The organism is Myxacorys chilensis (assembly GCF_059505265.1).
The window spans coordinates 1-13,096 of sequence record NZ_JCACKG010000186.1; the positions used below are offsets into that span (position 1 = coordinate 1).

Here is a 13,096-nt window from a genome sequence, read left to right on the forward strand (position 1 = left end):
AAGCCTATCACCTTTCCCTTTTCCGCCGGTCTTATTTAATCCACGTTCCTTAGTGCCTGCAATTGCGACCGCACCGATTGCCCCACAAATCATTCCAGCAACGCTGAACGGTCAACCCGTTTATGTTTTGAACATGACTCGTAGTGGCGATAAAGTGTTAGTGCGTTGCTATCCAGGACAACAGCCCAAAGTCGTGGTGCAAGCCAAACCAAACGGAACGAAAGAAGGAACATTGACCTGCGGAAACTAGACGCTGCGCTGAATCATAATTCTGGTTGCAAAGGGTCGAATTTCTCACTGAGTGACAACAGGCTGATAAAGTTTCATAGAAGGCCGGATTGGAGCGACACAAGCAGAAAAAATAGGGTGAAACGAAATGATTCATCCCGTTGATTGAACCCTAACATTGTCCCCAGCGCAAGCTGGATTAACCGGATCGATGTCCGTTCTGCCAATGGTCATCTGCGCCGCCGCAGGACAAAGGCAAATCAACTGCCTCGGTAGGTGCTGTAAGCCCAAGGAGAAGCCAGCAATGGAATATGGTAGTGAGCCGTGGCATCGGCAACACTAAACTGAATCGGAACCCGATTTAGAAACGGTGGATGCGGCAAGTCATGGCTTCCTTTAGCAAAATAATCTCCGATCGCAAAAACCAACTCATAGGTTCCGGGCTGGAAGGCGTCATCAACGAGCAGGGGTTGCTCGGTGCGTCCATCCGAGTTTGTCGTCGTGGTTGTTAGGCGGGTTCTCTCGCCCGATGATTCATCGATCCACCAGAGTTCGATCCTCAGGTCAGCCGCCGGGCATCCGCAAGCCGTGTCTAAAACGTGAGTGGTAAGTTTGCCCATCAGTTTAGCGGCCCACCTAGAATTGTGTTGGCGATCGCAGCCATAATATTAGAGCCATCTTCCCGCTTTAGTTCTTCATACCATTGCTGCGTTTTTTCTGGCTGTTTACCGTGGGTCATATCAGACCGTTTGCGAGCACGTTGAATGATGTCAGCGACCCGATCAATTCGAGCCGCTTCATATCGCTTGAGTGCATCCTCTACGCTCACATTGGTAGTTTGTAGATAATTTGCTAAAACCAACGCATCTTCCAGTGCCTGACAGCCTCCTTGTCCTACATCGGGTGCAGTGCCGTGGGCGGCATCTCCGAGCAACGCAACTCGACCCCGCACTAACGTCGGTAACGGATCAACATCATGGATTTCGACCCGGCTGGTTGTCGTCGGATCGAGTCGTTCAATCAAGGTTTGAACGGGAGATGCCCATCCTTTGAAGAAGCTGAACAGTTCTTCTTGATAGGTTTCAGGCCGGCTCACCGTACCTTTGGGGAGCGGAACATCAAGGAAAAAGTAAAAGCGATCGCCTCCGCCAAGCTCCGAAGGATCGCGTCCAACAGGCATCAGCGAGGCTCGTTTGTGTTCACCCACATACAGCACCCAACTGTTCTTAGGGGCAAGATCTTCACTTGCGGGGACTAATCCATTCCAGTTAACGTAACCGACATAATTACGCTCAATTGGATAGCCCAAAACATAGCTACGCAATACCGAATGGGTTCCATCGGCTGCAATTAGCACGTCACCTGTGGTTTGATGCCCGTCTTCAAAGAACGCGGTGACTCCCTTCTCATCTTGCTCAACGTTTAGGCATTTAGAATTGAGTCGCACCGTCTCCACTCCAACCGCACGGAGTAATAGTTGTTGTAGCTCGGTTCGGGTGACTGGGTAAGGGCGTTGCCCAACTTGGTCAATTAGCGGCTGCAAACTAAAATCAGTCAGCGGTTCACCGGTGGAACTGTAGTACGCTGTTCGATCCATTTGTCCGCCGACCTGTGCGATCGCGTGACCCAATCCGAGTCGGTTGAGAACTTTAACGCCATTTGACCACAGCGAAATTGCTGCACCTGCGGGACGGAGTTCTTTGACGCGATCGTAGATCTCAACGCTATATCCTGCTTGCTGAAGCGCGATTCCAGCCGTGAGTCCTCCCATTCCTGCACCAATGATGATGACTTTTAAGTTCTCCACAGCAATCTCTCCCGATTTGGATTTGGTGCCAATCAAATTCTTTCTGTATTGTTGGCAACAGTGGATGCTTTAGCAGTTCAGACTGGACAATTCCGGTTTGGAGAGTTGAGTTGCTGAGCGATCTTCCTCGTTTGTTTTTTTGACTTCTGTTGGAATCATTTTAACCACATCTACAGAATTGCTGTTAATTATCGGCTAGTGCAATCAAATTCTGATTCACAAAAAGCTTCTGCTTCTGTTCGGAGGCCATTGCAGTAAATATCTCCTTTCGCGGTACTAGCGATCGCGGCTTATGTTAAACATGCGCGTCAATCGTCCGTCGCTTAAGTGAGTCAAGTATGGTCTCTACTTGAATCGATCGATTCTCAAACAGTGCCGCTGATCGGAGTGTCGCGATCGGAACGCTGAGCGCGATCGCGTTAAATTCATGCCCAAAATTCTACAAGACTGCTGCATTGGAATTAGATCTGGCTGAAACCAGATCTAATTCCAATGCAGCAGATCTGTTCTAATGCATCAAACTACGAATCGCTTCTAGAACGCCTCGCGCTTTACTCAGCGTTTCTTCGTATTCCGTTTCGGGTACAGAATCGGCAACTAGACCTGCTCCCGCCTGAACGCTGACCGTATGTTTGCCATTGCCTAACGATCGAACCACCATAGTACGAATCGCGATCGCGCTGTTCAACTGTCCCTCGAAATCGTAATAGCCATAGACGCCAGAATAAACGCCCCGGCGACAGGGTTCGAGATCATGAATAATTTCCATTGCCCGAATCTTCGGCGCTCCGCTCACCGTTCCTGCTGGAAAACAGGCTTTGAGCAAGTCCCAAGCGGTTTTACTTGGCGATAGTTGACCGACGACGTTACTGACAATGTGCATCACGTGAGAATAGCGCTCAATCACCATGAGTTCGTCTACCTGAACCGAACCGTTGATGCAAACTCGACCCAAATCATTACGACCGAGATCAATCAGCATCACATGTTCCGCGACTTCTTTTGGATCAGCCAACAAATCCTTTTCTAACGCCACATCTTCTGCGTGAGTTTTGCCGCGACGACGTGTGCCCGCGATCGGGCGGACGGTCGCAATTTTCGGCTGAGTTGGATCGCTGGCTAACTCTGCTTTTACCATCACTTCAGGACTCGATCCAATAATCTGCCAGTCGCCAAAGTGGAAGTACGCCATGTACGGTGAAGGATTGACCAACCGCAGCGATCGATACAGTCCAAACGGCTCACCGCTATACTCTGCCGATAGCTGCTGAGAGATGACCACCTGAAAAATATCACCTGCTCGAATGTGATCCTTCGCCTTCTCGACGTTGGCGCAAAATTGCTCTTTCGTAGTGTTGCTTGTCCACTGAAGTGCTGCTGTTTCAGGCGTTGGGGCTTTCCACGGCAGCAGATGGGCTTGCTCGGATAGGGGAGACTGGAGTTTGCCCACAAGTTGAGAGACGCGATCGCAGGCTTGCCCGTATGCCGTCTCTAGATTCACGTTCGGATCGCGCAAATCGGCATATGCGATCGCCCAAATCTTCCGTTTCACCTGGTCAAAAATCAGCAGGTTATCGATCTGCATCCACAACCCATCTGGCACGTCATTCTCAGTCGCAGAATAAACCGGAACTCGTGGCTCCATCCATTGAATCAATTCATAGCCCCAAAACCCAAACAGCCCGCCAATTCCAGGCGGTAGCTGTGGTAACTTCACGGGGTGAACCGACTCAAGGCATTGAGACAACGCATCAAACGGATCACCTTGGTAGACCTGCTGCGTTCCGTCCCGCTGAGTTTGAGTCGTGCGATCGCCTCGTGCTTCTAATACCCAAAGCGGATCGCAGCCCAAAAAGCTGTAGCGACCAAGCGTTTCTCCGCCTTCCACTGATTCCAACAAAAAGCTGTAGGGCTGTCCTGCACAAACTCGATACCAGGCCGACACTGGGGTATCTAGATCCGCCACCCATTCTTGATAGACCGGAACAAAATTTCCCTGATTCGCAAGTTCTGCGAATTGAGACAAGTCTGGAAAGATCATAACATTTTTGGAGGGATGAGGGACGCCTTACGGCAACGCTGACGCAAGGAGGGATGAGGGATGAAAAATAGAAGTTGCAAAGTTTAGGGTATAACACACCCCTAACAGAACTCAAACGTCCTGTTTCATCTCTCATCCCTCATCCCTAAAAATTAGGAGCCAAACTCCAGAGCAGAAACTCTGAGATGGCTCCTAAAATGATGTCAACTAGAAAACGTGTGATTTAGGGATCGTAGGTTTTCTTGCTGCTGAACTTCAGTCTAACGGGTTCTCCATTAGCACCGATGTTGCGCGGTACGCTGTTGACCGCAACGCGACCAGGATTTACCTTTTCGGGGAATACACCATCTGCAGGGTGCAAATACTGCAATTCGCCATTGGGGAATTCACGATAGATCTTGTAATCGGTGATTTTGAACTTCGTGCGAAGTTGTCCACCGAGGGCAAGACAGTGTTCCTTGCGAGCTAAATACAGTAAGTTGTCACCTTGACGCATTTTTGCAGCGCCACTGATCGGCATCTCAAAAACCTGTTCTTTGGGACTAGACCAGGTAATGGCATATCTTTCTTCTACTAGGGCTTTGGTAAGCAGTCCGCCTGTGCTGCCACCAAACAATGGAGCTTGTCCTTTAAGAGTTTCTGACATAAGGTCTCGCTCTAAACGTTTTTAGGCATCCTATCACCGAGGGTTTACTTCAATGTCGAAACTGTAATAGTTGTTAATAGGAGAGGAATGCCGAGTGCTCTAGTGATTGCGTCTTCGGCGAGTGGACATTGACTGCTGTTCTTCGAGCGACACCGTGGGAATGGTGAAGTGAAACTGACTGCCACGATCTTTACCCCCCGATTCTGCCCAAATTCGTCCGCCCCAATTGGTAATAATTTGACGGCAAATCGCCAGTCCAAGTCCGGTTCCTCCGGTTGTGCGACGCAGTGCGCCTTCTTCTTGATAAAAGCGATCAAAGACGGTCTCCAGCCGGTTGGCTTCAATTCCTCGTCCTGTATCGGAGACGGTGACTTCTAGCATCTTGCTGCCGATGCGCTTTGCTGCGATCGTAATTCTGCCGTCAGGATCGGTGAATTTACAGGCATTGTCTAACAGCTTGGTCAACACTTCTACAAGCCATTCTCCATCGACCTTCACTAAAGGTAGCTCGGTCGAAAGTTGGGTCACAATTTGTGGAATTGGATCGGCAAATCGGCGGGCTTGAACGCTGCTCAGGGCGAGATCAACACATTCCCAAAGGGGCAAAGGCTCCATTCTCCATTCGACGCGTCCGCTCTCTAGGCGTGAGAGCGTTAGGAAGTCTTGAATGAGCTTCCGCATTCGCTCCCCGTCCGTCAGAGCGGAATTTAACAGCACTTGCCGCAGATCAGGCGACATGTCAGGCTCACTGGCAAGACTTTCTAAACAAACCTGGATGGTCGATAAGGGGGTACGGAGTTCGTGTCCGGTGATGGCGATCAAATTGCTGCGCGTGCGATCGAGGGCTTCTAGCTGCTGGTTGAGGTCTTCTAGATTCTCGAACGCTTCGGCTTGGATTAAAGCGACGCCAATTTGACTTGCGATCGCTTCGATCATCTCTAGTTCATGCTCATTTAGTTCGTGGGGTGTTGGGTTGCAGAAATGCAGCTCTACCATGCCCAGAAGTTGATTTTGATGCAGTACCGGAACCATCAACCACGAGCGAATATGCCACCTTTGCGCTAGGGCTTGAATCGTGAATTCTCCGTCTTTAATCACCGAGAGTCGGTCATCGGCTTGAGTGTCTTGAATGTAGACGGGTTCTTGCTCCTGCACCACTTGCTCAAACAGCGGATTGCCTTGCAGCGTCCAAGTTCGACCTGCCAAGGACGGCACAGGCTCATCGCAGACAGAACCGAGATATTCATGATCAAGCGTGGCGCTGGTGTCGATCGCTTTACAGCGATAAATCAAACACCGACCTACGCCTAATACCTGTCCGAGTTCCGTCGCTGCTACTTGGAGAATCTCGTTGGGGTTGAGCGATCGCCGCACAGCGGCTGTAATCAGGTTAACCAATCGCTCTTTTCGTTCTTGCTCCGCGATCGAGCGGTAGGCTTTTGTCAGTTTGTACTGTCCTGCCTGAAGATACGTCACCAATCGCTGCGCAAAGGGAGCCGGGTCAACATGAATGCCACCTGAGCGCGCTTCGGTTTCAATGTGCTCAAGAATGCCATCTGTTTTAGATTTTAATTCCGGGCGGTACTGGGCAATTCGGTGCAGTAACAATTCGGCTGCTTTGCAAACCATTGCGCGATCGAACGTCCAAATTCCTTCAAAGCGCCGAGCCTGATCGACATGTAATTCAGGAGTGTCAGTCCGCAGTTCTGGCAATTCTCGCTCTTTGCAAATTAAACACGAGGCGTACTGCTGTCCTAAAACGACCAGGTGCCACTCCTTGCTGAGCGCGTCTTTTGGCTCAAAAGCGATCGTTTCATAGTGATTCGATTGATTTGTGAAATCGGTTTCTGGAGCAGCTAGAACGTAGACTTGATCCGTTCGTTCAGAAATGCGTAAGTAGCGATGTGCCTCTTGCCGATAAAACCGTTCTCGCTGAAAGCTCGCAATGACCAGTGGATGATCGTCTCCCGCCAAGACTTGGTCTTCCATGGCATGAGAGAGAGCCGTCATGGAAGATTTGAAATACATTTGGGGATGCATCTGAGGAAGCGCTTTGAGCAGGGCATCCAGGACGGAATCGGAGATGATCATTAATCGTGTTACGAGCCAATCATATCGATCTTGGCAGATAAGTAAGCGGGTGATGATAGTCTAGCGGGTTGAGCTTCATAAGGTGGAAATACTGTAAAACTCTGTAACGCAATTTGTTGAAAACACAAAATGCTCGACGCAATCGAAAGCGAACACTATCAGCAGGCATTGCCCCTCAACTAGGTGCGATCGCACATTGAGAATTTGCAAATCTACTGAATCATCACCGTTGATTAAATCTACTTGTGAAAGCTTGCGCTGTTGCAGCGTCATTGCTGCCTAATCTTGTCCTGAAGCGTTGTTCAACGTATCGCTAACAACAGATTAAAGACGATGCTCTACATCAAATTAGGTGCGCTCTTGTCTTACTGAAGAGTGACGCACAAAAAACGTCTAGCTAGTTACCTAGGAAGAAGGAATGAAACAGACGCCAAGCCAAATAAAGTGGCGCGCTAAGTGTTGCTACAGACGCTTTTTATTCTCGTCTGGCAGCATATCAAACGCAGAAATTTAAGTCAAGGAGATTTTAATGTTTTATCACACAAAACGTTTACAATACTTTACTCCACCAACGAATCCCGATCCGGTTTATGCCAAGAGGCTGCAAGAACTCATCGGCGGTAGCTTCGGGGAAATGACCGTGATGATGCAGTACCTATTCCAGGGCTGGAACTGTCGCGGACCTGCTAAGTACCGAGATATGTTGCTGGACATTGGGACTGAGGAAATTGGTCACGTGGAGATGCTCTCCACGATGATCGCCCATCTACTGGACAAAGCACCGATCAAAATGCAAGAAGAAGGTGCAAAAGATCCTGTAGTCGGGGCGGTTATGGGAGGCACAAACCCACGAGACGTGATTATGGCGGCAATGAACCCCCAGCACGAAATTGTTGCTGGTGGTGGTGCCATGCCTGCTGATAGCGTTGGTTTCCCCTGGAATGGTCGCTTTATTGTTGCTAGCGGCAACTTGTTAGCAGACTTTCGTTCTAATCTTCATGCGGAATCTCAAGGTCTCATGCAGGCTGTACGGTTGTATGAAATGACCGATGACCCAGGTGTGAAAGACCATCTCAGTTTCATGATTGCCCGCGACACGATGCACCAAAACCAGTGGTTGGCCGCGATCGAAGATCTGCAAAGTGAAGGATTTGGGGAGACCGTTGTTCCTAGCATCGCTTACGAATACGGGAAAAACGAGCATGCTTATCAGTTCTGGAACCACTCTGAAGGACAAGAAAGCGCCGAAGGTCGTTGGGCAAAAGGACCTTCTATGGATGGCAAAGGTGAGTTCCAATATGTGGCCGATCCGCAGCCTATAGGTCCACAACCCGAACCACCACAGCCTGATCCGCGCTTGCATGGTACGCCCATGAAGCCAGAGGATATCCAGAAAACTGCGACCAAAAAACCGAACATCGTCGATCGCGTGGTTGAGGCGGTGGATCGGATCACTCCTGGCGGTCAAGAGTAGTAGGCAGGGTTAAAACATCAGGAGTTAGGAGTTAGAGCAGTCTATGTTTGCTGAGTCTAGTGGGGCAATACCTCTTTCCCAGGCTCTTTGATTCCTACCCAATTTCTTTGCTTACAGAGGATCGATACAACAACGCACTGTAAAAAGTTGAGGTTAGGAGGATTAAACATAATCCTCCTAACCTTGTAAAGACTCTATTAATCGTGTCTTTACGACCGGAATTGAAGCTGATTCATTAGGTCTACAACACTGTCAGTTAGCAGATTTAGTGATAGTGATGCTGCTAATCAGGATTTGGAAAATGATTCTGCCATTTCTGCACCCATTCTGCCAAAGCCGCTTCTAGCTCAGGCGGTGCAGAGTTCTGAGAGACTGCGATCGATTTCCCCGAAGACGCACTAGAACCTTGTTTTGCACCTTGAGCAGTCGTTGAAATATTAATCCACAGGCAACGGGTATCGCGTAGAGGAGCTTGTCCTAGCACCCACGGAAGTAAACGCTTTATCACCACTGATGGATAGGTTTCATGGCGGCGAAACTCGCTGTCTCGGACTAAAGTTTTACCGTGGGATGCAATACAAGTGCTGAGGTGCGGAATTCCTTGCTCATAAAACAAAACATAGGTGCCGACCCCTGCGCGATCGCGGATCAAAAATTCGGGTTGATTTAGCGTAAGGGTAGACTCTTGAAGGATCGAAGGCACGTCTACATAGCCTCTCATCAGATACCGTGTCTCAACTGAAATTGGGATGTCCTGACGCAAGTATTGGTAGTGACGACCCGCGATCGTGAATTCATCCAATCGAGACACCAAAGCGGGGCTGATGGTTCGCTGCACAGCGATTGGATCACTCTGAAGGATCTGCCAGCCTGGAATTGAGACGTTTGCTGGAAAGGCGTAGGTTGATGTTTGGGTTGATAAAGTATCGGTTGGTATAAAGGTTTTTGCGATCGCAAGAACGCTTGCACCCAGTACGATCGTTAACATCCCGTTTTGAAGCCGTTCCCCGTGTTTCATGTCCTGCGTTGAGACAACTGATGGTAGTTGAATTCACCTTATTCAATTAATCGAGCGATCCTGAGGTTCTCCGGACAGAATCACTGGGGATTGGTCGCGCTTTCGATTTCGCCTTCAGCTTGCAGCGCGATCGCTCTAAGGTGATCTAGCGTTTGTTGATCCACGTGTTGCCATAAGCCTCGCTGGTTGGCTTCTAGCAATCGCTCTGACATGTCTCGCAGTGCCCACGGGTTTTTCTGCTGCACAAAGGCTTGCACAGTCGAATCGAAAACGTACGCTTCAGCTACACCTTGATACATATAATCTTCAACACATTGCGTTGTGGCATCGTAAGCAAATAAATAATCCACTGTTGCTGCCATTTCAAATGCGCCTTTGTAACCGTGGCGCATGACTCCCGCAATCCATTTGGGGTTGACCACACGAGAGCGATAAACGCGGGCGATTTCGTCTTTGAGCGATCGCACTTTTGGATTTTCTGGCAAGGCATGATCGCCAAAATACGTTGCAGGATTTTTACCTTGAAGCGATCGCACGGCAACCGTCAACCCGCCTTGAAATTGGTAATAGTCGTCGGAATCTAATAGATCATGCTCTCTGTTATCCTGATTGTGTAAAACAATTTGCATATCTCGCAACCGATTTTCAAATGCTTCTGAAGCAGAATGAGCAACACCAGAGCCAACATAAGCGTAACTGCTCCAGTTAATATATGCACGAGCAAGATCGTGATCGTCTGTCCAGTTTTGCGCCTCAATCAGTCCTTGCAGTCCAGCACCGTAAGCTCCAGGCTTTGAGCCAAACATCCGGAAGCGCGATCGCTCCTCCGCTTGGTCTTGAGTGAGTCCCAGTTTTTGCCAATTTTGAACTTCTTGTTGAACGGTTGCAGCGAGTGGATTCTGTTCAGCAGGTTCGTCTAAGTTAGAAACCGCGATTATGGCTTGATCGAACAAACTAATCAGGTTAGGAAAAGCGTCTCGAAAAAATCCAGAAATTCTCAGCGTCACATCGACTCTAGGACGACCTAAAAGCGATAGAGGCAAAATCTCAAAGTCAATGACGCGACGAGATGCGCCATCCCAAACAGGTTGAACGCCTAATAATGCTAGGGCTTCAGCGAGGTCATCGCCACCTGTTCGCATCGTCGATGTGCCCCACATGGAAAGTCCAAGAGTTTTGGGATAGTCGCCGTGTTCTTGCGTGTACCGCTCGATTAGGGCTTCTGCGGCTTTGCGTCCGACATCCCAAGCGCTTTCAGTAGGAATGGCTCGAATGTCCACAGAGTAGAAGTTACGTCCGGTTGGAAGAACGTCCGGGCGTCCGCGTGTAGGTGCGCCAGAAGGAGCAGCAGGGATGTAGCCGCCGTCTAAGCCGTGGAGGAGATTGGTGAGTTCTTGGGAGGTATTTTGGAGGGCAGGAAGAAGTGTAGTTTGAATCCAGTGGAGTTCAGGATGAAGATGCTGGAAGTGAGGCGGTACGGATTTGAGTTGAGGATCGGCTAACAATCTTTCAATGATGTTAGCCGCTTGGTCTTCCAACGCGGCGATCGCGTCTCCAACCGTTCTCCAGTCGCGATCCAACATTACCTCTGTTGACGCTTCTGCTGGATCAGCCGTTAGCGGATCGAAGTCTAGGTTCCAATCTTTTGCTAAAGCGCGGGTGAATCCCAGGCGTCCAGGTTGAGGATGACGAGCGATCGCAATGATTAAATCCCGCAGTTGTCGCCCTTCTGGGCATTTGCCAAAAATATGTAATCCATCGCGGATCTGGGCTTCTTTGAGTTCGCAAAGATAGCGATCTAAATTTGTAATCAGATCATCGACGGATTCGATCGCGAATTCTTGGACTAAGTTTTCTTGCTGCACTAAAGCAATGATGCGATCGCGAATCACGGGCAATCGTGTTGGATCTAAACTTTGCGCTTCGTAGTATTCGTCAATTAACGCTTCTAACTTTTGCAAGCCGCCGTACAGTTCCGCGCGAGTCATGGGTGGCGTTAGATGATCAATAATCACGGCTTGAGCACGACGTTTGGCTTGAGCACCTTCACCCGGATCATTGACGATAAACGGATAGAGATGAGGAAGGGCGGCGATTGCAACTTCGGGATAGCAATTCTCAGAAAGCGCAATGCTTTTACCCGGCAACCATTCTAGGTTTCCGTGTTTGCCTACATGCACAATGGCGTTCGCGTGAAAATGCGATCGCACCCAGTAATAAAATGCCAAATATGAATGTGTGGGTTCTAAATCTGGAGCGTGATAATTTAACGATGGATCAAGATCATAGCCACGTGCGGGTTGGATGCCAACAAACACATTCCCTAACTGAATGCCTGCGATTGGAAATTCTTGATCAGTTAAATCATTCCAGCGATTTGAAATGCCTTTTTGAACCAAGTCGGGTAACGTTGCAAAATATTCTTGATACTCTTCTACCGATACTCGTTGCTGTATTTCTCTTAATTCTCTTGCTTCTACATCGTTTGTAATTCCCTGTGTTAATCGTTTGATTAGCTCATCTGATGTCTCTGGTATGTTCTCAACGGTATAGCCCGCTTGTTCTAACGATTTTAGAATCTCTACGCAACTTTGAGGAGTATCTAATCCAACACCGTTTGCAAGGCGACCGTCACGAGTGGGATAGTTCGCTAGAATTAGCGCGATTTTTCGGTCAGAAACAGGAGTTTGGCGGAGTCGAGTCCAATGAGCAGCTAGATCAGCAACAAATTGGATGCGATCGCGCACAGGCTCATAGGTGACAACATCCGTTTGCAGTTCGGGGTGACGAGCTTGCACCGTCTTAAACGAAACCGCTCGACTAATAATTCGTCCATCCACTTCGGGAAGCGCTACGTTCATCGCGGTATCCCGTGGTGAAAGCCCCTGAAAGTTCGATTGCCATTGTTCAAGCGTACCGCCGCTTAGAATGACTTGAAGTACGGGAACATCAAGCATTTTCCAAAAATCGGATGGGGATGATGGAGAAGAAATTGAGAAACTGGTGGTGTTGAGCAAGACATAAATACTTGATTGAAAATAAGTTAGCAGTTCGGCTTGAACGTCGGGATCACGCAACGACGACACAAACACTGGAACTGGAGTTAAACCACAATTTACTAATGCCTGACACAATGCATCGATTACATCTGTGTTTCCAGAAAGATAATGCGCTCGATAAAATAAAATTCCAGCTTTAGGACAACTTATTAATGTGGTTTTAGCCTCTTGCCATTGATATAGTCCAACCTTTGGTACAACGCTAGGAGAAACGACTTCGTAATCCCGGTTCAAACAAGCATTAGCAAGAAATTTAAGCGCATTCTGACTATTTTGAATGCCGCCCTCTGTAAAATACTGCCAAATCTGATTGGTCACCGACAGTGGCAGCGTAGAATGGCTCATCAAATCTGGATCAGGTCGATCGTCCCCTGGCAACACGATCAGCGCCGCCCCACTGCGATCGCATGTTTCTTTAACGACTTCTAAGCCGTATGACCAGTACGATCGTCCGCCCAACAATCGCAACACAATTACTTTTGCATGGTCTAGAACGTCTTCAGCGTAGATATCGATCGTTAGCTGTTGTTGCAGATTCAACAAGTTCGCAACACGCACCGCCGGAAAGCCCTTTGGCAAGTCAGAAACCGCTTTGGCTAGGGTTTGAATTTCGGTATCGGCAGCAGTCAAGATAACGATCGGAGCGGGCGTTTGTTCGATAAACACAACGCCTTCTGTGTCAGGATTCCAACCGCCGGGAATTGCCGCTAAACGATGCATAAAATAATTTGT

The 13,096-nt window shown here is 48.9% G+C and carries 9 protein-coding genes; 2 read left to right on the forward strand and 7 right to left on the reverse strand.

Annotated features, from left to right (window positions below):
- A partial coding sequence (locus tag AC5JLB_RS16035) for a hypothetical protein (protein ID WP_495874832.1) occupies window positions 1-250 on the forward strand: 250 nt, incomplete at its 5' end.
- A gap of 238 nt (window positions 251-488) precedes the next feature.
- Here AC5JLB_RS16035 and uraH read toward each other — a convergent pair.
- The 5 genes from uraH to AC5JLB_RS16060 form a co-directional block, all read right to left on the reverse strand.
- Complete coding sequence (gene uraH, locus AC5JLB_RS16040; protein WP_495874833.1) at window positions 489-848, reverse strand: hydroxyisourate hydrolase; 360 nt, start codon at window positions 846-848, stop codon at window positions 489-491.
- Window positions 848-2,035, reverse strand: coding sequence for an FAD-dependent urate hydroxylase HpxO (gene hpxO / locus AC5JLB_RS16045; protein ID WP_495874834.1), 1,188 nt, complete (start codon window positions 2,033-2,035; stop codon window positions 848-850). The genes uraH and hpxO overlap by 1 nt, the downstream gene beginning before the upstream one ends.
- Before the next feature lie 508 nt (window positions 2,036-2,543).
- Window positions 2,544-4,076, reverse strand: coding sequence for an anthranilate synthase component I (gene trpE, locus AC5JLB_RS16050; protein WP_495874835.1), 1,533 nt, complete (start codon window positions 4,074-4,076; stop codon window positions 2,544-2,546).
- Window positions 4,077-4,299: 223 nt separating this feature from the next.
- A complete protein-coding gene (locus AC5JLB_RS16055) occupies window positions 4,300-4,722 on the reverse strand; it encodes a photosystem I reaction center subunit II PsaD (protein WP_495874836.1) in 423 nt (140 codons plus the stop codon).
- Between the two features lie 99 nt (window positions 4,723-4,821).
- Window positions 4,822-6,813, reverse strand: coding sequence for a DICT sensory domain-containing protein (locus AC5JLB_RS16060; RefSeq protein ID WP_495874837.1), 1,992 nt, complete (start codon window positions 6,811-6,813; stop codon window positions 4,822-4,824).
- Between the two features lie 529 nt (window positions 6,814-7,342).
- Here AC5JLB_RS16060 and AC5JLB_RS16065 point away from each other — a divergent pair.
- A complete protein-coding gene (locus AC5JLB_RS16065) occupies window positions 7,343-8,287 on the forward strand; it encodes a manganese catalase family protein (protein ID WP_495874838.1) in 945 nt (314 codons plus the stop codon).
- A gap of 283 nt (window positions 8,288-8,570) precedes the next feature.
- On the opposite strand, the gene AC5JLB_RS16070 is transcribed toward AC5JLB_RS16065, so the two are convergent.
- Window positions 8,571-9,305: a cyanoexosortase A system-associated protein gene (locus AC5JLB_RS16070; RefSeq protein WP_495874839.1), complete on the reverse strand. Its 735-nt coding sequence runs from the start codon at window positions 9,303-9,305 to the stop codon at window positions 8,571-8,573.
- A gap of 80 nt (window positions 9,306-9,385) precedes the next feature.
- Window positions 9,386-13,084: a cobaltochelatase subunit CobN gene (cobN, locus tag AC5JLB_RS16075; protein WP_495874840.1), complete on the reverse strand. Its 3,699-nt coding sequence runs from the start codon at window positions 13,082-13,084 to the stop codon at window positions 9,386-9,388.
- Window positions 13,085-13,096 lie beyond the last annotated feature (12 nt).